Origin of the sequence: Enterobacter cloacae complex sp. CDL013 (assembly GCF_049238805.1) — a bacterium.
Taxonomy (GTDB): Bacteria; Pseudomonadota; Gammaproteobacteria; order Enterobacterales; family Enterobacteriaceae; genus Enterobacter; species Enterobacter hormaechei_C.
The window spans coordinates 44,561-66,943 of record NZ_JBMKGT010000006.1; the positions used below are offsets into that span (position 1 = coordinate 44,561).

The 22,383-nt window shown below is 59.1% G+C and carries 13 protein-coding genes; 2 read left to right on the forward strand and 11 right to left on the reverse strand.

Annotated elements, in window-relative coordinates:
- Positions 1 to 193 precede the first annotated feature (193 nt).
- The 5 genes from narI to ACOTXD_RS13190 form a co-directional block, all read right to left on the reverse strand.
- Positions 194 to 871 (reverse strand): respiratory nitrate reductase subunit gamma, encoded by a 678-nt coding sequence (narI, locus tag ACOTXD_RS13170; RefSeq protein ID WP_003856712.1) that lies wholly within the window; start codon positions 869 to 871, stop codon positions 194 to 196.
- Positions 871 to 1,581 carry a nitrate reductase molybdenum cofactor assembly chaperone gene (gene narJ, locus ACOTXD_RS13175; protein WP_022651366.1) on the reverse strand — a complete coding sequence of 237 codons (711 nt, stop codon included), beginning with the start codon at positions 1,579 to 1,581 and terminating at the stop codon, positions 871 to 873. The genes narI and narJ overlap by 1 nt, the downstream gene beginning before the upstream one ends.
- The gene (narH, locus tag ACOTXD_RS13180) at positions 1,578 to 3,113 is read right to left on the reverse strand and encodes a nitrate reductase subunit beta (protein WP_017384243.1); all 1,536 of its coding nucleotides are present in this window, start codon (positions 3,111 to 3,113) and stop codon (positions 1,578 to 1,580) included. Before narH ends, narJ begins: the two co-directional genes overlap by 4 nt.
- Positions 3,110 to 6,853, reverse strand: a complete 3,744-nt coding sequence (locus tag ACOTXD_RS13185) for a nitrate reductase subunit alpha (protein WP_023300281.1) — start codon at positions 6,851 to 6,853, stop codon at positions 3,110 to 3,112. The genes narH and ACOTXD_RS13185 overlap by 4 nt, the downstream gene beginning before the upstream one ends.
- A 381-nt stretch (positions 6,854 to 7,234) precedes the next feature.
- Positions 7,235 to 8,632, reverse strand: a complete 1,398-nt coding sequence (locus ACOTXD_RS13190) for a NarK family nitrate/nitrite MFS transporter (RefSeq protein ID WP_003856705.1) — start codon at positions 8,630 to 8,632, stop codon at positions 7,235 to 7,237.
- A 309-nt stretch (positions 8,633 to 8,941) separates the two neighbouring features.
- On the opposite strand from ACOTXD_RS13190, the gene narX reads away from it, so the two are divergent.
- Together narX and narL are read left to right on the forward strand one after the other, a co-directional pair.
- Entirely contained in the window at positions 8,942 to 10,738 is a 1,797-nt protein-coding gene (gene narX, locus ACOTXD_RS13195) for a nitrate/nitrite two-component system sensor histidine kinase NarX (RefSeq protein WP_061856459.1), read from the forward strand.
- Positions 10,731 to 11,381, forward strand: a complete 651-nt coding sequence (narL, locus tag ACOTXD_RS13200) for a two-component system response regulator NarL (RefSeq protein WP_003856701.1) — start codon at positions 10,731 to 10,733, stop codon at positions 11,379 to 11,381. Before narX ends, narL begins: the two co-directional genes overlap by 8 nt.
- Position 11,382: 1 nt before the next feature.
- On the opposite strand, the gene ACOTXD_RS13205 is transcribed toward narL, so the two are convergent.
- From ACOTXD_RS13205 to ACOTXD_RS13230, 6 genes are all read right to left on the reverse strand, one after another.
- Positions 11,383 to 12,801 (reverse strand): YchO/YchP family invasin, encoded by a 1,419-nt coding sequence (locus ACOTXD_RS13205; RefSeq protein WP_061856460.1) that lies wholly within the window; start codon positions 12,799 to 12,801, stop codon positions 11,383 to 11,385.
- A 174-nt stretch (positions 12,802 to 12,975) separates the two neighbouring features.
- Entirely contained in the window at positions 12,976 to 15,453 is a 2,478-nt protein-coding gene (locus tag ACOTXD_RS13210; RefSeq protein ID WP_032609435.1) for a nitrate reductase, read from the reverse strand.
- On the reverse strand, positions 15,450 to 19,436 hold the full coding sequence (gene nirB / locus ACOTXD_RS13215) for a nitrite reductase large subunit NirB (protein WP_073970464.1): 3,987 nt from the start codon (positions 19,434 to 19,436) through the stop codon (positions 15,450 to 15,452). Before nirB ends, ACOTXD_RS13210 begins: the two co-directional genes overlap by 4 nt.
- 12 nt (positions 19,437 to 19,448) lie before the next feature.
- A complete protein-coding gene (locus ACOTXD_RS13220; protein WP_017693299.1) occupies positions 19,449 to 20,237 on the reverse strand; it encodes an ABC transporter ATP-binding protein in 789 nt (262 codons plus the stop codon).
- A 9-nt stretch (positions 20,238 to 20,246) separates the two neighbouring features.
- Complete coding sequence (gene ntrB, locus ACOTXD_RS13225) at positions 20,247 to 21,125, reverse strand: nitrate ABC transporter permease (protein ID WP_023324814.1); 879 nt, start codon at positions 21,123 to 21,125, stop codon at positions 20,247 to 20,249.
- A gap of 2 nt (positions 21,126 to 21,127) precedes the next feature.
- Positions 21,128 to 22,375: a CmpA/NrtA family ABC transporter substrate-binding protein gene (locus tag ACOTXD_RS13230; RefSeq protein ID WP_058659584.1), complete on the reverse strand. Its 1,248-nt coding sequence runs from the start codon at positions 22,373 to 22,375 to the stop codon at positions 21,128 to 21,130.
- Positions 22,376 to 22,383 lie beyond the last annotated feature (8 nt).

Consider the following 22,383-nt stretch of genomic DNA (forward strand, 5'->3'; position numbering starts at 1 on the left):
GCACTATCCAAAAGCACAATGCCCCATGGTTCTCCCATGCGGGGAAAAATAAGAAGCTTCGACCAAGGTTCGATTCGAGCATAGTGAATTCTGTAGGCCGGGTAAGGCGCAACCGCCACCCGGCATCCGCACGAAACCCTGGATCGGGGACAAAAAAAACCCCGCATATGCGGGGTTGTATTAATACAGCGAATCAGCGACGAGCACGCACAACCTGATATTTGCGCGTCAGGTACTCCACCGGCGCACTCCAGATGTGCACCAGGCGAGAGAACGGGAACAGCACAAACAGGGTCATACCCAACACCAGGTGAACGCGGAAGATGAACGCCACGCCGTCCAGATGCTCAGAGGCGCCCCCGCGGAAGGTCACGACAGACTGCGCCCATCCCACCAGCTTCATCATCTCGCTGCCGTCCATATGCTGCGCAGAGAATGGAATGGTCAGCAGACCAAGCGCACACTGCACCATCAGCAGGGAGAGGATCAGGATGTCCGCTCCGGTCGTGGTAGCCCGCACGCGTGGGCTGAACAGACGGCGTTTCAGCAGCAACAGACCACCCACCAGGGTCATCACGCCGCAGGCGCCACCGGCGAGCATCGCCATCTTCTGCTTCACGTCAATCGGCAGCCACGCTTCGTACATCCAGTGCGGGGTCAGCATCCCCAGGAAGTGACCGGCGAAAATCCCCAAAATCCCGATGTGGAACAGGTTTGACGCCAGGTTCATCCCTTTACGATCCAGCATCTGGCTGGAGGCAGCACGCCAGGTGTACTGGCCATAGTCATAACGCAGCCAGCTTCCCACCAGGAACACGGTGCCCGCGATATACGGGTAAATGTCAAAGAAGAACATATTCAGGAAGTGCATTAGTGCTGTCCTCCGTTAGAGATATTCAAATATTGCGGAGCCACCGCTCCGGCAAAACGACGCTGATGCGCGGAGATTTCAGATTCGCCACAGCTCTGGTCAGCAAAGAATTTCACCTGCTCTTCTTCCCAGACGGCATCCAGTGCTTGTGGGGTATCGTCCCGGGCTTCATCCGCGATTTTTTCCGCCACTTTTTGACTGTCAACCGAGGCGTTAGCCAGTTTCACCAGCAGATCAAACAGGACTGCATAGCTGCTCTCACGTTGCTGGAGACGCGCGCCGAGCAACGCCAGAATGGGAGCAATGTCCTGCAACCCGCCCAGCGCTTCCTCTTTCGGCAACTGCGCCAGATATTCCAGATACAGCGGCAGGTGATCCGGCAGCTCGCGGCTGTCGAGTTGCAAACCGTGCTGCTCGTACTGGGCCATCAGATCCACCATCGCCTGACCACGGTCGCGGGATTCACCGTGAACGTGTTCGAACAACAGCAGAGACGTGGCACGACCCCGGTCAAACAGCTGGCTGTAGTCCGCCTGCGCATCAAGAAGATCGCGCGCCAGCAGATCGCGGAGGAAAACGCCCAGCTTCTGGGCATCCTCTTTATCCAGGTTTTCAGATGACGCGAGTGCATCAAAGAGTTCCTGTTGATGCTGCACAAGCGCAGCATCAGGGTACTCGAGCAGACGCGAAACAATGACGAGTTCAATCATTGGTGCGGCTCCGTTTTGCTGGTCACATCCATCGCGTCGATGCGGCGGCTGTTGAACAGGTTGAATTTGCTGTCTGACCCGTGGCAACCGTCGCCAAAGGTAAAGCCACACCCACTTTTCTCCGGGAAGGCCTCGCGAGCCAGTTCACGGTGGCTGCTCGGCACCACGAAACGATCTTCGTAGTTAGCGATTGCCAGATAGCGGTACATCTCCTGCGCCTGCGCTTCGGTCAGACCAACCTCTTCCAGCGCGCGGGTATCGTTCACGCCGTCAACGGTTTCCGCACGTTTGAAGTGACGCATCGCCAGCATACGTTTCAGCGCCAGCAGTACCGGCTGGGTATCCCCGGCGGTGAGCAGGTTGGCCAGATACTGAACCGGGATACGCAGGCTTTCCACGTCCGGCAGAATGCCGTTGCTGCCCAGTTCACCCGCATCCGCCGCAGACTGAATCGGAGACAGCGGCGGCACGTACCAGACCATCGGCAGCGTGCGGTATTCCGGGTGCAGCGGCAGGGCCAGCTTCCAGTCCATCGCCATTTTGTACACCGGAGACTGCTGTGCGGCGTCAATCACGCTCTGCGGAATACCGTCTTTCAGCGCCTGCTCAATAACCTTCGGATCGTTTGGATCGAGGAAGACGTCTAGTTGACGCTGATACAGATCTTTCTCGTTCTCGGTGCTTGCGGCATTTTCAATCGCGTCCGCGTCGTACAGCAGCACGCCGAGGTAGCGGATACGACCTACGCAGCTCTCTGAGCAGACGGTCGGCATACCGGCTTCGATACGCGGGTAGCAGAAGATGCACTTCTCAGACTTACCGCTCTTCCAGTTGAAGTAGATTTTTTTGTACGGGCAGCCGGTGATGCACATACGCCAGCCGCGGCACTTGTCCTGGTCGATCAGCACAATGCCATCTTCTTCACGCTTGTAGATGGCGCCGCTTGGGCAGGTCGCCACGCACGCCGGGTTAAGGCAGTGTTCGCACAGGCGCGGCAGGTACATCATGAAGGTGTTTTCGAACTGGCCGTACATCGCCTTCTGCATGTTCTCGAAGTTCTGGTCTTTGGCGCGTTTTTCGAACTCGCCGCCCAGAATCTCTTCCCAGTTTGGACCGCTGGTAATTTTGTCCATGCGCTGGCCGGTGATCAGCGAGCGAGGACGGGCGATCGGCTGGTGTTTGCTTTCCGGCGCGTTGTGCAGGTTCTGATAGTCGTAATCAAACGGCTCGTAGTAATCATCGATGCCCGGCAGATGCGGGTTAGCGAAGATTTTACCCAGCAGCATGGCACGGTTACCCATGCGCGGTTGCAGTTTGCCGTTGATTTTACGGATCCAGCCCCCCTTCCATTTCTCCTGGTTTTCCCAGTCGGTCGGGAAGCCGGTGCCCGGCTTACTTTCCACGTTGTTGAACCAGGCGTACTCCATACCTTCACGGCTGGTCCAGACGTTTTTACAGGTGACTGAGCAGGTATGACAGCCGATGCATTTATCCAGATTCAGCACCATGCCGACTTGTGAACGAATTTTCATTTTACGCTCTCCTGTACCTGGTCATTACCTTCGCCATCTAACCAGTTAATATTCTTCATCTTACGTACCACCACGAACTCATCGCGGTTCGATCCTACGGTGCCGTAGTAGTTAAAGCCGTAGGCCAGCTGGGCATAACCACCGATCATGTGGGTCGGCTTCGGCGTAATACGGGTCACGGAGTTGTGAATACCGCCGCGCTGTTCGGTGATCTCAGACCCCGGCAGGTTAACGATACGTTCCTGCGCGTGGTACATCATGGTCATCCCGGCCGGTACGCGCTGGCTCACCACCGCACGTGCCGTCAGGGCACCGTTGCTGTTGAACACTTCAATCCAGTCGTTATCTTCGATACCCAGATCTTTGGCGTCCGCTTCGCTCATCCAGACGATTGGCCCCCCGCGCGACAGGGTCAGCATCAGCAGGTTGTCGCTATAGGTGGAGTGGATACCCCACTTCTGGTGCGGCGTCAGGAAGTTCAGCGCCTTCTCAGGGTTACCGTTTGATTTCGCACCCATCACCGCTTTCACGGAGCGGGTGTCGATTGGCGGACGGTAAACCAGCAAGCTTTCACCGAAGTCACGCATCCACTGGTGGTCCTGATACAGAGACTGACGGCCAGAAAGCGTGCGCCATGGGATCAACTCGTGAACGTTGGTGTATCCGGCGTTATAGGACACATGTTCATCTTCGAGGCCAGACCAGGTCGGGCTGGAGATAATCTTGCGCGGCTGGGCCTGAATATCGCGGAAGCGGATTTTCTCTTCCTCTTTATTCTTCGCCAGGTGCGTATGGTCACGACCGGTAAACTCGCTCAGGGCCGCCCAGGCTTTCACCGCCACGTGGCCGTTGGTTTCCGGGGCCAGGGTCAGGATCATTTCCGCCGCATCAATCGCCGTGTTCAGCATCGGCTGGCCTTTCGCCGGGCCGTCCGCTTTGGTGTAATTGAGCTTGCGCAGCAGGTCCATTTCACTCTGGGTGTTCCAGGCGATCCCTTTCCCGCCGTTACCGATTTTTTCCATCAGCGGGCCGATAGAGGTAAAGCGCTCGTACGTTGCCGGGTAATCACGTTCAACCGGAATAATGTGCGGCGCGGTTACGCCTGGGATCAGGTCGCACTCGCCTTTTTTCCAGTCCTTCACGTCCAGCGGTTGCGCCAGTTCGGCAGCGGAGTCGTGCTGGATTGGCAGCGTCACCACGTCGGTCTCTTTGCCCAGGTGTCCTACACAGACTTCGGAGAATTTCTTCGCGATGTCTTTGTAGATTTCCCAGTCGCTTTTTGATTCCCATGCCGGGTCAACGGCCGCAGACAGCGGATGAATAAACGGATGCATATCCGACGTATTCATGTCGTCTTTTTCGTACCAGGTGGCGGTAGGCAGCACGATATCGGAGTACAGGCAGGTACTGGACAGACGGAAGTCCAGTGTTACCACCAGATCCAGCTTGCCGTCCAGACCGTTGTCTTTCCATTCAACTTCTTCTGGCTTCACGCCGCCCTGCTTGCCGAGATCTTTACCCTGAATACCGTTTTCGGTACCGAGCAGGTATTTCAGCATGTATTCATGGCCTTTACCGGACGAACCCAGCAGGTTAGAGCGCCAGATGAACAGGTTACGCGGATGGTTTTTACCGTTCTCCGGCTGTTCTGCCGCGAAGCGGATTGAGCCGTCTTTGAGGGATTTAACGGTGTAGTCAACCGGTGACATGCCCGCTTTCTTCGCCGCTTCCGCAATGCGCAGCGGGTTCGTGCCCAGCTGCGGCGCAGACGGCAGCCAGCCCATACGCTCAGCGCGCACGTTGAAGTCAATCAGGTGGCCGCTGTAGCGGGATTTATCCGCCATCGGCGATAGCAGTTCCTGGGCGGTAACCGTCTCGTAGCGCCACTGGCTGGAGTGGTTATAGAAGTAGGAGGTGCTGTTCATGTGACGGGCCGGACGCTGCCAGTCAAGGGCAAACGCCAGCGGCTGCCAGCCGGTCTGCGGACGCAGTTTTTCCTGGCCCACGTAGTGCGCCCAGCCGCCGCCGCTCTGCCCGACGCAGCCGCAGAAGATCAGCATGTTGATCAGGCCGCGATAGTTCATATCGAGGTGATACCAGTGGTTCAGACCGGCACCGACGATGATCATGGAGCGACCGTGGGTTTTGTCGGCGTTTTCCGCAAATTCACGCGCGATACGGGTGATCTGCGCGCGTGGCACGCCGGTAATCTGCTCCGCCCAGGCCGGGGTATAAGCCTTCACGTCATCATAGCTGGTCGCGCAGTTTTCATCGTTCAGGCCGCGCTCCAGGCCGTAGTTCGCCATGGTCAGATCGTAGACGGTAGTGACCAGAGCAGTAGAACCGTCCGCCAGTTGCAGGCGCTTAACCGGCAGTTTGTGCATCAGAACGTTTTGCAGCTCAACCTTGTTGAAGTGCTCGGAACCTTCACCACCAAAGTACGGGAAGCCGACATCGGCGATCTCATCCTGGCTGCCCAGCATGCTGAGACGAAGTTCCGTCTCTTCACCCGTGGTGCCGTTACGCTGCTCCAGGTTCCATTTGCCTTTTTCGCCCCAGCGGAAGCCGATAGAGCCGTTTGGCGCCACCAGCTCGCCGTTGCTGTTGCAGGCGACCGTTTTCCACTCCGGGTTGTTTTCCTGACCCAGCGCGTCCACCAGATCTGCGGCACGCAGCATACGGCCTGCGGCGTAATAGCCGTCACGCTCTTCGAGCATCACCAGCATTGGCATGTCGGTGTAGCGACGCACGTAATCAGTGAAATACTGGCTTGGCTTGTCGAGGTGGAATTCGCGCAGCATGACGTGGCCCATCGCCAGCGCCATGGCGGCATCGGTACCCTGTTTCGGCGCCAGCCACAGGTCGCACAGCTTGGCAATTTCGGCGTAGTCTGGGGTCACGGCAACGGTTTTGGTCCCTTTGTAACGTACTTCAGTAAAGAAGTGCGCATCCGGGGTACGGGTCTGCGGAACGTTAGAGCCCCAGGCGATGATGTAGCTGGAGTTGTACCAGTCAGCGGACTCCGGCACGTCGGTCTGCTCGCCCCAGGTCTGTGGCGACGCTGGCGGCAGGTCGCAGTACCAGTCGTAGAAGCTCAGGCAGGTACCGCCGATGAGTGACAGGTAGCGCGCGCCGGAGGCGTAAGAGACCATCGACATCGCCGGAATTGGCGAGAAGCCTGCCACACGGTCAGGACCGTAAGTTTTCACGGTGTAGACGTTGGAAGCCGCAATCAGCTCGTTCACCTCTTTCCAGGAAGAGCGAACGAAACCACCGCGACCACGCGCCTGCTTGAAGCTTTTCGCTTTGTCGGCATCTTCAATGATGGAGGCCCAGGCATCAACCGGATCGCTGTGCTGCACTTTCGCTTCACGCCACATTTTCATCAGGCGTTTACGCATCAGCGGGTATTTCAGTCGGTTTGCGCTGTAGAGATACCACGAGTAGCTGGCCCCACGCGGGCAGCCACGCGGCTCGTGGTTCGGCATATCCGGACGGGTACGCGGATAATCGGTCTGCTGCATTTCCCAGGTCACCAGACCGTTTTTAACGAAAATCTTCCAGCTACATGAGCCAGTGCAGTTTACGCCGTGGGTAGAACGGACAACTTTGTCATGCTGCCAGCGTTGACGGTAACCGTCTTCCCAGTCCCGGTTGGTATCCAGAACCTGTCCGTGCCCATCGGCAAAAGTTTCACCCTTCTGTTTGAAGTAGCGAAACCGGTCCAAAAATTTGCTCATCGGGTATCTCCTGTGTGGAGCCTGTGGCTCTCTAAATCGACATTGCTGATTTGCAGCGAAGGTAACGCTATGAAAGATGGTGAGAATTGATAACGATCAAGACGAAGGGGGACTCTGAGGGGGGGTATTAGATCAAATACCACCAAAGCGGTAGCTGTTAATATTTTTTAACCTTATGATTTATATAGATATATTTTATTTATCGTACAATAAGCGAGGCAAAATTTAACATCTTAGGTATTAAGGGGTAGAAACACCTGTAAAGCGATGGCGATCACAGCGTGACCTGCGGGTGAGCACGGGTAACGCCATTAGTATGTTGTAACTATTCAGCGATTAAAAAAAGCGCGGCACTCAGGCCGCGCAAACGGATAATCAAGCTTACTTGTTTTTCTTGGTATTACGGCCATATACCAGCCAGGTGATGACCACGCAGGCGATATAGAAGACGAGGAATACTTTCATCGCACCCGCCGGAGAGCCGGTCAGATCCAGTGAGATACCGAACGCTTTTGGAATAAAGAAGCCGCCAATCGCGCCTATCGCAGAGATAAACCCAAGCGCCGCAGCGGTATCGGTGGCGGCTTCACGCATTGCCTGCTCGTCGCTCCCACCCTGCGCTTTCACGCGGTCCATGGTCAGCTTGCGGAAGATGACAGAGATCATCTGGAAAGTAGACGCACTGCCCAGCCCGGCGGTCAGGAACAGCACCATGAAGACGCCGAAGAAGGCAAAGAAGTTACCCCCCTCACCACCCGCAGGCAGCGTCAGGAACAGCAGCGCACAGAAGATGGCCATTACAACAAAGTTCACCAGCGTAACGCGCGTCCCGCCCAGACGGTCGGAGATCATCCCGCCCAGCGAACGTGCCAGCGCGCCGATAAACGGACCGAAGAAGGCAAACTGAAGGATCTGCACGTCCGGGAACTGGGTTTTAGACAGCATGGCAAAGCCTGCGGAGAAACCGATGAACGAGCCGAAGGTCGCCAGATACAGCAGCGCCATCACCCACAGGTGGCCACGCTTCAGAACCGGCAGCTGCTCGCTCAGTGACGCTTTGGACGCGGACAGATCGTTCATGAAGAACCACGCCGCCAGGGTAAAGACCACCAGGAACGGTACCCAAATCCAGGAGGCGTTTTGCAGGAACAGCACGGAACCGTCGGGCTGCGTCACACCGCCGCCGCCAAAGGCCGCAAAGATGGAGACAGAGATCGCCAGCGGGGCAATCAGCTGCATCACGCTCACGCCCATGTTACCCAGGCCGCCGTTAATGCCCAGCGCGCCACCCTGCTTCGCTTTCGGGAAGAAGAAGCTGATGTTTGCCATACTGGACGCAAAGTTCGCCCCCGCAAAACCGCACAGCAGAGAGATAATCACGAACACGCTAAACGGTGTGGAGGTATCCTGCACCGCAAAACCGAGCCACACGCACGGTATGATCATGATCCCGGTACTGAAAGCCGTCCAGCGACGACCACCAAAGACCGGCACCATAAACGCATAAGGAACGCGCAGCAGTGCGCCTGAAAGCGACGGCAACGCGGTCAACATAAACAGCTGATCGGTGGTAAAGGTAAAGCCCACTTTTGGCAGGTTAACCGCAACCGCACTGAACAACATCCAGACGCAAAACGCCAGTAACAGACATGGAACGGAAATCCACAGATTACGACTTGCTACACGGTGGCCGCGCTGTTGCCAGAACGCCGGATCCTCTGGACGCCAGTCTGTAATAACGGCACCAGTTTCCCTTTCGGGAGCGGAAGAGTGACTCATAGACACCTCTGATTCTCGAATGATGCTGCAAACATTAGGGCTTTAGAGCGGCGGTAAGTTGATATAAATCAAAGGAAAAGTGGGAGGTTTTGCGGCAAAAAAAAAGCCATCACTCTTAATGAGTAGATGCAAAACGTAAAAAAGGTGTGGTTTTTCACGGTGCTGAGGCATCCCTGCTTCGTCCACCCACTAACCGTTACCCCTCTGGCAATTTAGAGGTAATCCTTTATTGGTATGGGTATACTCCAGGGTATGCACCAGAATAGCGCCATTCCTGCAATCAGGTCACGTCAGGAGCCCGGCAACTCTATGTTAAAAAGATGTTTATCTCCGCTGACGCTGGTTAACCAGCTGGCGCTTATTGTTCTGCTGTCCACCGCTATCGGTGTGACCGGCATGGCTATTTCTGGCTGGCTGGTACAGGGTGTACAGGGTAACGCGCATGCCATCAACGAGGCAGGCTCACTACGTATGCAGAGTTACCGGCTACTGGCGTCGGTGCCGCTGACGCAGGCTGACCAACCGCTTATCGACGAAATGGAGCGTACCGCATTCAGCCCTGAACTGGAAAGAGCCGCCATCCGTGACGGTCAGCAATCTCAGCTTAAGGCGCTTCAGGGCTACTGGCATACCCAGCTGGAGCCCGGCTTAAAGCGGGCGGAAGACCGGGAAACGGTCGCCCAGGATGTCGCCGGGTTTGTGTCACGCATCGATCATCTTGTCTCCTCATTCGATCGCACCACAGAGTTACGCATTGACCGTGTGGTGATGGTTCACCGCGCAATGGCGCTGTTTATGGGTTTGCTGCTGATTTTCACGGTTATCTGGCTGCGCGCGCGGTTGCTTAACCCCTGGAAACAGCTCCTGGCGATGGCCCGCGCCGTCACACAGCGCGATTTTACCCAGCGCACGCACATCAGCGGGCGCAACGAAATGGCGATGCTCGGCGAGGCGCTCAACACCATGTCGGCAGAGCTATCAGAAAGCTACGCGGTACTGGAACAACGCGTCCAGGAGAAAACCGCCGGGCTTGAGCAGAAAAACGAGATCCTCTCTTTCCTCTGGCAGGCGAACCGTCGCCTGCATATGCAGGTCCCGCTTTGCGAACGTCTCTCGCCAGTACTGAACGGCCTGCAAAACCTGACTCTGCTCCGCGATCTTGAGCTTCGGGTTTACGACGTTGAAGATGAGGACAACCATCAGGAATTTACCTGTCAGTCGGACATCTCCTGCGACGATAAAGGGTGTCATCTGTGCCCGCGCGGCTTGCCGCCGCTTACCACCAGCGGCACGACCCTCAAGTGGCGGCTGATGGACAGCCATACCCAGTACGGTATTTTGCTGGCCACCCTGCCCGCCGGACGTCACCTGAGCCACGACCAGCAGCAGCTGGTCGATACGCTTGTTGAGCAGCTCACGGCCACGCTGGCGCTCGACCGCCACCAGGAGAAACAGCAGCAGCTGATCGTGATGGAGGAGCGTGCCACCATCGCCCGCGAGCTGCACGACTCCATCGCCCAGTCCCTCTCCTGCATGAAGATGCAGGTGAGCTGCCTGCAAATGCAGGACGAAGGCATGCCCGAGAGCAGCAAACAGCTGCTCAGCCAGATCCGCAACGAGCTTAACACCTCGTGGGTTCAGCTTCGCGAGCTGCTGACCACCTTCCGTTTGCAGCTCACCGAGCCGGGGCTGCGCCCTGCGCTGGAGTCCAGCTGTCAGGAGTTTAGTGCCCGGCTGGGCTTCCCGGTGAAGCTGGATTACCAGCTGCCACCGCGTTTTGTCCCCTCTCACCAGGCGATCCATTTGCTGCAAATTGCCCGTGAAGCCCTGAGCAACGTGCTCAAGCATGCCGAGGCGACGGCCGTTACGGTCACCGTCAGCTGCCAGGATAATCAGGTGAAGCTCAGGGTTCAGGATAACGGCCGCGGCGTGCCGGAAAATGCCGAACGAACGAACCATTATGGTTTAATTATCATGCGAGACCGCGCGCAAAGCCTGCGCGGTGATTGCCAGGTTCGCCGGGGAGAGTCAGGTGGCACCGAAGTAGTGGTCACCTTTATACCCGAAAAGCCCCTCATAACTGCTCAAGGAGAAAACCATGACTAATCAGGAACCGGCATCTATCCTGTTGATTGACGATCATCCGATGCTGCGCACTGGCGTTAAACAGCTTGTCAGCATGGCGCCAGATATCACCGTCGTCGGGGAAGCCAGCAACGGCGAACAGGGTATTGAACTTGCCGAATCGCTCGATCCTGATTTGATCTTGCTCGATCTCAACATGCCGGGCATGAATGGCCTGGAAACCCTCGACAAGCTGCGGGAGAAATCCCTCTCTGGCCGGGTGGTGGTCTTCAGCGTCTCAAACCATGAAGAAGACGTGGTCACCGCCCTCAAGCGAGGGGCAGACGGCTATCTGCTGAAAGATATGGAGCCGGAAGATCTGCTCAAGGCGCTGCAACAGGCTGCCGCAGGCGAGATGGTGCTGAGTGAAGCGTTAACGCCGGTACTGGCCGCCAGCCTGCGTGCGAACCGCGCCACGTCTGACCGCGACGTCAGCCAGTTGACCCCGCGCGAGCGTGACATTCTGAAGCTGATTGCCCAGGGGCTGCCGAACAAAATGATCGCCCGCCGTCTGGACATCACCGAGAGCACGGTCAAAGTGCATGTCAAACACATGCTGAAAAAAATGAAGTTAAAATCCCGCGTCGAAGCCGCCGTCTGGGTGCATCAGGAGCGCATTTTTTAACTTACTCATCCGGCAGCAACTTCCACCGTGGATCGTCGGCAGGCATTGCGACGAGCGGTTGCACCACGGAAAGCGTGATCTCATTGGAGGAGACACGCTGCCCATCCTTATCTTCCACCACGGCCGTAAGCCGCCATGTATTTTTCGCCCCTTCCGAATCATCCCATGCAGGCATGATCACACTCCAGCCATCGCTGCTGTTGCCGTTTGCCGGTGAGGTCAGGCTGAGCGCCTGGGTATCACCCAGCCAGTGGATCTGCCGGATACCGTGCGTGCTGCGAATTTGCAGCTTCAGCATCACCGTTTCGCCTGGCTTAAGATCCCACGGCGGCGTGGCCAGATATACCGAGAGGGTTTTGCGCTGACGGAATTCCATCACGGGCAGATTATCGCGATCGGGTGAATCATAGCGGCTCCCCCGCAACGATCGCGTCGCCGCCACTTCCCCGGCGGAAAGCTGTTTCGCCAGCGGCACGCCAAAACGATAGTTGAGCTTCAGCCCGAGGTTATTCTGGCTAACGCCGCTCTCGCCCTGCTTATGGGCAGCCGTCAGGGTGACCAGCGGAACGGGGGTATAGTTCAGCCCCAGGTTGACCGCAACCGGGTTGTGATACCCCGTACCGCTGTTAAACAGATCGACGTTATCGCCAAAATACTGTTCAAAGCTGACGCTGGTGTTCAGGTGATGAAACCAGGGAAGCCAGGCTTTGGCCGTTACGTTGTACCCGCGCGCCATGCGCTGCTCGCGGATGTCGGAACGCGGCTGCCAGCCAGCGAACGGCTGGTAGTAATTGGCCGACAGGCGCAGGTTTTCACCCCACGCCTCTGCGCCCAGCCCGGCACGTTGCAGGTTGTCTTCCAGCAGGTTGTCGTAAAAGGTGTTGTAGCCCAGCAGCCAGTTTCCGGCAACCCAGCGCTGCCCGATCCCGACATTGCTCACCAGCCCATCTGTCTGCTGCGTCAGGCCAAGCTGGCTCCAGCTCAGATAACGGGTGTTGTCGTTCCAGGGGATAAACCAGCTACCGCTGCTGCCGTTAAAGTTTCCGTCGTCATCCACCAGTACATTGACGTTGGCGTTTCCCCAGGGTGAAAGCCAGGATTCAATCTGCTCGTTGACTTCACCGCTGACGGCATCCCGCACTTTGCCAAACGCGAACTGTCGCGCCTGCTGCCCGGCCGTCAGGCCGTTATCGGTCATACTGGCTTCACCGAAGGCCTTTGCCATTTCAGCCAGATGCTTTTCGCCTTCGGTGGTCGGTTGCGCCATACCGAGATCCGGCAGGCTATCGCCGTTATTATCAAACGGATTCTGCGCCTGCTGCACGAAGGATTTCGGCGCACCGTGAAGGGCTCCAGCCGTAAAAAGGGGGAGTAACAGCAAAAAACGGATGCGGGACGATACAGCCTTCAACGTCGTCAATCAGAACCTGTGTTTATGAACAAACACTTATTATGTTAACGCCATAAGCCCTGAAAACCAGTCTTAACAGAAATTTCAGGAATATCCTGAAAAGATTTGTCGGGTGGCGGCTTCGCCTTACCCGACCTACAAATTCGTACCGGTGCGAAGCCGCCAACCGACGCCCTTGCACTATTATCCCAACAGCGCTTTCAGCTCCGGCACGCAGGAGCCGCAGTTCGTGCCGCAGCGCAGCTTCACGCCCAGCGCTGCGGCAGAATCACAGCCTCCGGCTATCGCCTTACGTATCGTATTTTCACCCACGCTGAAGCAGCTACAGATAATTCGCCCGGGATCGGCATCTTCGCCCGGCCGTTGTCCGTGCAGCAGCGCATGGCGTTCAGCGAGTTGTACGGGTGCAGCAGCAAAGGCTTCTTCAATAAACGCATGCGCCAGCGCCGGCAGCGTATGGCCCTCCCAGTAGCCCAGCATCAGCTCGCCGTGATGCCAGGCGAGCACGCTGCTGCGTTCTCCCGTCTGTGCCACCTGTAACTGCCAGCCCCGACCGCTGGCGTACGCCCTGACCCACGACAGCAACGGCTGCTCCCCCGCCACCGTCAGACGTGAGGCTTTACGCCACCAGCAGACCGACGGCGGCAGCGCTGGCAGCTCGCGGGCATACAGTTCACCCTGCCAGGCCGGTAGCCAGGGCATGATCCTCACCGCGGTTTGTTTACTCTCCGGCTGGCCGGAACCGGCATCAATCCGCCCTTCTACCAACGCATTGACCTTCCCCTGCCGTGCAAATTGCGCGTTCCAGTGCATCGGCGCAAACAGCTCGCCCGCACGCTGCGCGGTGGAGATACGTACTCTGGCAACCATCACCCCGCGCGGGGAGCTTATCCGCGCCAGCTGGCCGTCAGTCAGCCCAGCGCGCGCCGCATCGGTTGCGTTCATCTCAACAAAAGGCTCATCAATATGCTGCATCAGGCGCGGAACATACCCCGTGCGCGTCATGGTGTGCCACTGATCGCGGATCCGCCCGGTATTCAGTATCAAGGGGTACAATTCGTCGACGCCTGCCCCATGCGAGGAAGGATCAACCGGTACAAGATTTCTTTGCGGGAAATCACCGGCATGCCACTGATAAGGCGCCAGCGCGTCCCACGCCTCTCGCGACAGCGACGCCAGTTCGCGCAGGTTTAGCGCCCGTTCGCCGTTATTTTCAAACGCCGTCAGCGCCGCATGTTCACAAAATATCTCCTGAGGGTGTTCCCAGGCGAAGGCATCGCCATAACCGAGCTGGTCTGCCATCCGGGCGATTATCCACCAGTCCGGTCTGGCCTCGCCCGGCGCAGGCAGAAAGGCACGCTGGCGGGAGATACGGCGTTCAGAATTGGTCACCGTGCCGTTTTTCTCGCCCCAGCCCAGGGCGGGAAAACGGATATGGGCAAACCGGCTGGTGTCCGTCTCCTGCATCACCTCAGATACCATGACCAGCGGGCAGGCTGCCAGAGCCTGACACACCGCGTGGCTGTCGGGAAGCGACACGGCAGGGTTGGTGCCCATGATCCACACCGCCTTCACCTCGCCGCGCGCAATGGCGTCAAACAATTCCACCGCCATCAGGCCCGGGGTCTGCGCCAGCCGTTCCGTTCCCCAGAAACGCGCCACGCGCGAAAGATCGTCCGGCTCGAAGTTCATGTGCGCCGCCAGCTGATTCGCCAGCCCGCCCACTTCCCGCCCGCCCATGGCATTTGGCTGTCCGGTCAGCGAAAACGGGCCGCAGCCAGGACGGTTGAACTTCCCGCTGGCAAGATGCACGTTAATGATGGCGTTACACTTGTCGCTGCCGGTGGAGGACTGGTTGATCCCCATGGTGTAGAGCGTGATCGCGCGTGGCGCGGTGATAAACCAGTCGTAGAAGGTGCTAATCTCGTCTGAAGGCAGATCGCAAAACGCCGCCACGCGAGGGATCGGCCACTCGCCCCGCCCCTGAATCAGATTGAGCAACCCCACAAACAGCCCGGCGTCGCTGCCGGGTCTGAGCGCGAGGTGGAGATCGGCGATATCGCAGGTGGCGGTTTTACGCGGATCGATCACGACCACTTTCATCTGCGGATTGTTGTGCTTTGCCTGCACCAGCCGCTGATACAGCACCGGATGCGTCCAGGCCGCGTTTGAGCCAACGAGTACCACCAGATCGCTGTTTTCCACGTCCTCGTAGCTGCACGGCACCACGTCTTCACCGAAGGCGCGTTTGTAGCCCACCACCGCCGATGACATGCACAGCCGCGAGTTGGTATCAATGTTCGCCGCCCCGATAAAGCCTTTCATCAGCTTGTTGGCGGCATAGTAATCCTCGGTCAACAGCTGGCCGGAGGCATAAAACGCCACCGCCTGCGGCCCCCATTCGTTGATGATGTTCCGTAGCCGCTCGCCCGCTTCGCCCAGCGCCTGCGGCCATGCCACCTCCCGGCCATCGACCACCGGGCGCAGCAGGCGTCCCTGCAACCCCGTGGTTTCCCCGAGGGCAGATCCTTTTACACACAGACGACCGAAATTCGCCGGATGAGTTTCATCCCCCCGAATGCTCACCTTTTCACCGTCTGCGCTGGCGACCACGCCGCAGCCCACCCCGCAGTAAGGGCACGTTGTCCGGGTTTCGGTCATGAGGCCTCCGCACGCATCACCAGCTCTTCATTTCCAACCCATACCTTGCCGTTTTCAATTTTTACCGGCCAGGCGCGCACCACGGGTTCGCCATTCTCCACCTGACAGCCGTCGCGCAGACGAATACGTTGCTTGTAGAGCGGCGAGATCACCACCGGTTCCCCCGCCGCATCGCCGAGGATGCCGCGTGAAAGCACGTTCGCGCGGCTACCCGGCTCCCGATCGTCGAGGGCATAAACGTTTTTGCCAAAGCGGAACAGCGCAATAGGTTTGCGCCCAAGATGCGCACCGATGCCCGCCTGCTCCGGGATCTCATCGATATTACAAATTTCCTGCCAGCGCTTGTTCTGCTCCGCGGCGGGGACGTTCACCGCAGTGCGGAACAGCGCCAGGCGGTCAGGATCGTTAAGGGTGGTTTGCCATTCGCACTGGTAAGTTTCCACCACCCGAGCCATCTCCTGCTCCAGCTCGTGGGCGATCCCCAGGCTGTCGTTGAGGATCACCTCGCGCAGATAGTCGAGGCCGCCTTCCAGGTTATCCATCCAGGTACTGGTACGTTGCAGACGATCTGCCGTGCGAATGTAGAACATCAGGAAACGGTCAACGGTGCGGATCAGCGTTTCGTCGTCCAGATCGCTGGCGAAGAGGTCCGCGTGGCGCGGCTTCATCCCGCCGTTGCCGCACAGATAGAGGTTCCAGCCTTTGTCCGTGGCAATCACCCCCACGTCTTTGCTCTGCGCCTCTGCGCACTCACGGGTACAGCCGGAGACCGCCATTTTGATTTTGTGCGGCGCGCGCAGGCCCTTGTAGCGGTGCTCCAGCCTGACCGCGAGGCCGGTGGAATCCTGCACGCCGTAGCGGCACCAGGTCGACCCGACGCAGGATTTCACCGTGCGCAGAGATTTCCCGTAGGCATGTCCGGTCTCAAACCCGGCCTCCACCAGCGCCTGCCAGATTTCCGGCAACTGTTCGAGCGTGGCGCCAAACAGGTCAATACGCTGCCCGCCGGTAATTTTGCTGTAAAGGCTATAGCGTTTCGCGATCTGGCCGATGGCGATCAGCCCGTCGGCGGTCACTTCACCCGCAGGCATCCGCGGGACGATGGAGTAGGTTCCGTCCTTCTGAATATTGGCGAAAAAGCGGTCGTTGGTGTCCTGCAACGGCAGATGCGCCGGTTTCAGCAGATACTCGTTCCAGCAGGAAGCCAATACCGATCCCACCAGCGGCTTACAGATCTCGCACCCGTGCCCCTGACCGTAGCGGCTGATAAGCTGGTCGAAGGTGCGGATATGGTTGACGCGCACCAGGTGGTAAATCTCCTGACGCGAGTACGGGAAGTGTTCGCAGATATCTTTCTTCACCTCCACGCCCTGCTCCGCAAGCTGGAACTCCATCACCTGCTTCACCAGCGCGCTACAGCCTCCGCAGCCGGTCGCCGCTTTGGTGCACTGCTTAATGGCGCCGATATCCGTTGCGCCCGCGCTTACCGCCTGGCAGATATCCCCTTTGCTGACGTTATGACACGAACAGATCTGCGCGCTTTCCGGCAGCGCCGCCACGCCCAGCGCTTTCGGCGCGCTGCCTGACGATACGGGTAAGATCAGCGTTTCCGGCTCTTTTGGCAGGCTGATGCCGTTGAGCATCATCTGCACCAGCGTGGCGTATTCGCTGGCATCGCCCACCAGCACGCCACCCAGCAGGGTTTTGCTGTCGTGGCTGACCACAATTTTTTTGTAGATTTGCTGCGGCCCGTGCGTCCACTGGTAGCTCAGCGCGCCCGGCGTGCGCCCATGGGCATCGCCAAACGACGCCACATCCACGCCCAGCAACTTGAGTTTGGTACTCATATCCGCGCCGGTGAAGCGCTTCTCCTCACCCGCCAGCACAGCGGCGGCCACGCGCGCCATCTGGTAGCCCGGGGCCACCAGGCCAAAGATTTTTCCCTCCCACAGCGCGCATTCGCCGATGGCAAGCACGTCCGGATCGGAAGTCCGGCAGCCGTCGTCAATACAGATCCCGCCGCGCTCGCCGATAACCAGCCCGCTGCTGCGCGCCAGCGCGTCCTGCGGACGAATACCGGCAGAGAAGACCACCATGTCCGTTTCCAGCTGTTCACCATCGGCAAAGCGCAGCACCAGCCCGTCGTCTGCGGTGGCAATCTCCGTCGTCGATTTACTGGTGTGTACCCCTACGCCCAGCGCCTCAATTTTCTTGCGCAGCATTGCCGCGCCGTCGCTGTCGAGCTGCACCGCCATCAGGTTCGGCGCAAACTCCACCACGTGAGTTTCCAGCCCGAGCTGCTTAAGTGCATTCGCCGCCTCCAGACCCAGCAGGCCGCCGCCAATTACCACGCCGCGGCGAGAGCCTGCCGCATGGGCCGCAATGTTGTCCAGATCGTCGAGGGTGCGGTAGACAAAACACCCCGGCAGATCGTTGCCCGGAACGGGTGGTACGAACGGGTACGAGCCGGTCGCCAGCACCAGCTTGTCCCAGTGGGTCTCATGCCCACTGGCGGTACGCACTACGTGTGCATCACGATCGATAGCGACGATCTGCTGCGAGAGGCGCAGCTCAATGCCGTTATCGGCAAAGAACTCCCCCGCCACCAGCGAGAGCGAGTCCGCGCTGCGTCCGCCAAAATATTCCGACAGATGCACGCGGTCATAGGCGGCATAGCGCTCTTCGCCAAAAACAATAATCTGATACTGCTGATGCAAATTGCGGTTAACGCAGTCTTCGAGGAAATGATGGCCGACCATACCGTGCCCAACCACCACCAGAGTAGGTTTTGTCATAGCGTTCTGTCCTGCAACCTGCGGTTGCGTTGTGAAACGATCGAACAGCCAGTCCGCGTGGGCGGGCGCAGCCGTTGCCAGTAAATCGGTAAAGGTTGCCGCGCTGCGGCAGTCACCCATCAGCAGCACGCCAGCCAGCGCCCCCTGATGGATCAGTAAACGTCGATAGTGACGGGTCAGCGGGTCCCATGAACTCCAGACCACATCGTCCGCCTGCGCCGTCGCGCGTCCGAGGCTGAACAGCTCCACGCCGGTCACCTTAAGGCGCACGCCGTTGTCGGTCAGGGTAAACGGCGCGGTGACCTCCCCGGCCAGCCGCGCGGCAAGAATATCCGCCTGCGCCAGACAGGGGGCCACCAGGCCAAACGTCTGGCCGTCAATTTCGCAGCACTCGCCGATGGCGTAGATACCCGGCACGGAGGTTTGCATCTGCTGATCCACCACGATGCCGCGCGCGCAGCGAATGCCGCTGGCATTTGCCAGCGCAACGTTGGGCTGCACGCCGGTTGCCAGCACCACGCGCGTGGCGGCAATGCGGCGTCCGTCGAGCGACGTCACGGCATCGTCAGCGATGGCGGTGATGCCGGAGGCGAGTTCACAGCTAACGCCCCGCGCCGCCAGCGCCTCTTCCAGCAACAGTCCCGCCTGCTGATCCAGCTGCTGTTCCATCAGCCACGTGCCGCGATGGATAATCGTGACGTTGTCACCGTTTCGCGCCAGCGCTGCCGCTGCCTCCACGCCGAGTACGCCGCCGCCCAGCACTACCGCCGGCCCGGAGATATTCTGGATGGCGCGGGTCTCTGCCAGGGTGCGAAAGGTGAACACATGCGGTGCATCGCCGCCGGGGATCGGCGGCACTACAGGGGTAGACCCGGTGGCAAACACCAGCGCATCCCAGCCCAGCGTGCGAGCAGAGGTATGCACTTCACGCGCGTTGACGTCTACTGCGAGCGCCTTTTCTCCTCGCAGCACCGTCACGTCTCGTGCCGTGTACCAGTCTTCATCGTGCAGACAGATGTGCTCCGCCTGCTTTTCACCACCCAGCACCGGTGAAAGCTGGATGCGGTTGTACGCCTGCTCAGGCTCGTCACCGATGACGGTGACAGCGAAACGACCGGGAACACGCCCGGTGAGCGACGCAATCAGCCGGGTTGCCGCCATACCATTACCGATAATGACCAGTCGCATCGTGCCCCCTCATTACGCCGCTTTCGGCTGTTTTTCGTAGAGGAAATGGAGGATCTGCTGGCGCATGTGGTGATAGCGGCTGTCATCCGCCAGCTGCACCCGGTTGCGCGGGCGCGGCAGATCGACGCGCAGGATCTCACCCACGGTGGCCGCCGGGCCGTTGGTCATCATCAGTACGCGGTCAGAGAGCAGTACCGCCTCGTCCACATCGTGGGTGATGAGCACGATGGTGGTGTTCAGCGCCTGCTGGATCTGCATCACCGAGTCCTGAAGATGGGCACGCGTCAGCGCATCGAGCGCGCCAAACGGCTCATCCATCAGCAGCACTTTCGGCTTCATTGCCAGCGCCCGGGCAATCCCGACGCGCTGCTTCATGCCGCCGGAGATCTCCCCGGGGCGCTTGTGCAGCGCGTGGCCCATCTGCACCCGGTCGAGGTTGTGCTCAATCCACGCTTTGCGCTCGACCTTACTCATGGTGTGACGGAAGACCTGATCCACCGCCAGCGCCACGTTGTCGAAGCAGGTCAGCCACGGCAGCAGCGAATGGTTCTGGAACACCACCGCGCGCTCGGGCCCCGGCCCGGCGATTTCGCGGTTGTCGCAAATCAGCCCGCCTTCCGTCGGCAGCGTGATCCCGGCGATCAGGTTTAACAGCGTCGACTTGCCGCAGCCGGAGTGACCAATCAGACTGACGGTTTCGCCCTCGTGGATATCAAAAGAGACGTTTTGCAGCGCCAGAAACTCGCCGCTGGCGGTGGAAAAACGCTGGCTCACGGCCTGGACCTGAATTAACGGTTTCATCTTCACTCCTTATTTTTCCTGCCAGCTAAAGCGACGGGCGATCAGCATCAGCCCCTGCTCCAGCAGCAACCCGACCACGCCAATGATGACGATGGCGATGAGAATGTTTTCGACGTTGAGGTTGTTCCACTCATTCCAGATCCAGAAGCCAATGCCTAAACCTCCGGTGAGCATCTCGGCGGCGACAATCACCAGCCAGGCAATGCCAATGGAAAGACGTACCCCGGTCAGCACCGCAGGCAGCACGGCCGGGAAAAGAATGCGGCGCATGATGGTCCACTCTGAGAGTTGCAGCACCCGGGCCACGTTGAGGTAGTCCTGCGGAATACAGCGCACCCCTTCGGCGGTGTTAATGACCATCGGCCAGATGGAGCAGATAAAAATAGTCCAGCTCGATGCAGGCTCCGCTTTCTGGAACAGCAGCAGGCCGATAGGCAGCCAGGCCAGCGGGCTGACCGGACGCAGTAGCGCGATCAGCGGGTTGAACATGCGGGAGAAAAAGGTGAAGCGGCCAATCAAAAAGCCCAGCGGAATGCCCGCCAGCGCCGCCAGACCGAAGCCGATGGCGACGCGCTGCAACGACGCCAGCACGTTCCAGCCAATGCCCATATCGTTTGGCCCGTCGCGATAAAACGGATCGGCAAACAGGGTCATGGCCGAATCGAGCGTGCTGAGCGGCGTCGGAAAGCCTTTACTGTTTATCGCCGCCAGCTGCCAGAGCACCACCAGCAGGCCGAGACCGAGCAGCGCCGGGATGACGCGCTGTAAAAAATCATTCATCCGACGCGTAAACGCGGGCGCACGACGGCGAACCTGTAACGGAGGCAGGACTATCACTTCCCCGCTCTCTGACGTCTCTTGTGGTTTTGCATTTTGCAGATGCTGCATACTCAGGCCCCTTTACGGTGAATGGCGAAGCGGTTGGCGTACCCTTCCGGATCGGTGCCGTTCCAGACGGTGCCGTCCATCAGGGTGCTGCTGCGATACGGTGATGACGGTGTGGACATGCCGCCCACGGCGGTCGCGGCATCCTGCCAGACCGCGGTCTGGTTAATGCGCTGTGCAATGCCCGCGTAATCCGGCGCGGCGTTGAGCAAGCCCCAGCGGCGGAACTGGGTTAAGAACCACATGCCGTCGGAGAGATACGGGTAGCTCACGGCACCCTCGTTGAAGAAACGGATCGGGTGCGCATCCTGCCAGCGCTGACCGACCCCGTTGTCGTACTCGCCGAGCATGCGTCCGGTGAGATACTGTTCCTTGCAGTTGAGCCAGGCGCGGCGCGAGAGGATCTGCGCGGTTTCGCGTTTGTTTTCCGCTGACGCCTCGATCCAGCGCGCGGCTTCCATCACGGCGCTCACCAGCGCCCGTGCGGTGTGCGGATTTTTCGCCACCCAGTCGCGTCGGGTGCCGAGGATCTTTTCCGGGTGATCGGCCCAGATGGACTGCGACGTAGCGGCGGTAAATCCGATGCGGTCGTTAATCGCCCGCGCGTTCCACGGCTCGCCAACGCAAAACCCGACCATGTTGCCAATGCGCATGTTCATCACCATCTGCGGCGGCGGCACCACCACGGTGCGCACGTCGTCAAACGGGTTAATCCCCGCGCTGGCCAGCCAGTAGTAGAGCCACATGGCGTGCGTTCCCGTCGGGAAGGTATGCGCGAAGGTGTAAGTTCCCGGCGCCTGCTGCGCAATCAGCTTTTTCAGCCCGTCGAGGTGACGAACGCCCTTCTCCGCCAGATCGCTGGAGAGCGTAATGGCCTGACCGTTCTGGTTGAGGGTCATCAGGTTCGCCATCTGCTGCGGCTTGCCCGCAATACCCAGTTCCAGACCGTACAGCAGGCCGTAAAGAATGTGTGCGGCGTCCAGTTCACCCGCCACCAGCTTGTCGCGCACCGCCGCCCAGCTCGCCTCTTTGGTCGGTACAATGGTAATGCCGTGTTTTTTATCGAACCCTTTCAGGGCCGCGATAACCACGGGCGCGCAGTCGGTCAGGGGGATAAACCCGATACGCACGGTATCCTGCTCAGGCTTATCTGACCCCGCCGCCCATGCGGCCTGCATGACACCCGGCAACAGCATCGCACCACTCGCCAGCATGCTGGCCTGCAATAATCGCCGTCTCGACAAATCCGCCATAATTGCTC

Bases quoted from the DNA above. Each gene is read 5' to 3' on its own strand.
- narI (WP_003856712.1), bottom strand. From the start codon at position 871: ATGCACTTCCTGAATATGTTCTTCTTTGACATTTACCCGTATATCGCG.
- narJ (WP_022651366.1), bottom strand. From the start codon at position 1,581: ATGATTGAACTCGTCATTGTTTCGCGTCTGCTCGAGTACCCTGATGCT.
- narH (WP_017384243.1), bottom strand. From the start codon at position 3,113: ATGAAAATTCGTTCACAAGTCGGCATGGTGCTGAATCTGGATAAATGC.
- ACOTXD_RS13185 (WP_023300281.1), bottom strand. From the start codon at position 6,853: ATGAGCAAATTTTTGGACCGGTTTCGCTACTTCAAACAGAAGGGTGAA.
- ACOTXD_RS13190 (WP_003856705.1), bottom strand. From the start codon at position 8,632: ATGAGTCACTCTTCCGCTCCCGAAAGGGAAACTGGTGCCGTTATTACA.
- narX (WP_061856459.1), top strand. From the start codon at position 8,942: ATGTTAAAAAGATGTTTATCTCCGCTGACGCTGGTTAACCAGCTGGCG.
- narL (WP_003856701.1), top strand. From the start codon at position 10,731: ATGACTAATCAGGAACCGGCATCTATCCTGTTGATTGACGATCATCCG.
- ACOTXD_RS13210 (WP_032609435.1), bottom strand. From the start codon at position 15,453: ATGACCGAAACCCGGACAACGTGCCCTTACTGCGGGGTGGGCTGCGGC.
- nirB (WP_073970464.1), bottom strand. From the start codon at position 19,436: ATGCGACTGGTCATTATCGGTAATGGTATGGCGGCAACCCGGCTGATT.
- ACOTXD_RS13220 (WP_017693299.1), bottom strand. From the start codon at position 20,237: ATGAAACCGTTAATTCAGGTCCAGGCCGTGAGCCAGCGTTTTTCCACC.
- ntrB (WP_023324814.1), bottom strand. From the start codon at position 21,125: ATGCAGCATCTGCAAAATGCAAAACCACAAGAGACGTCAGAGAGCGGG.
- ACOTXD_RS13230 (WP_058659584.1), bottom strand. From the start codon at position 22,375: ATGGCGGATTTGTCGAGACGGCGATTATTGCAGGCCAGCATGCTGGCG.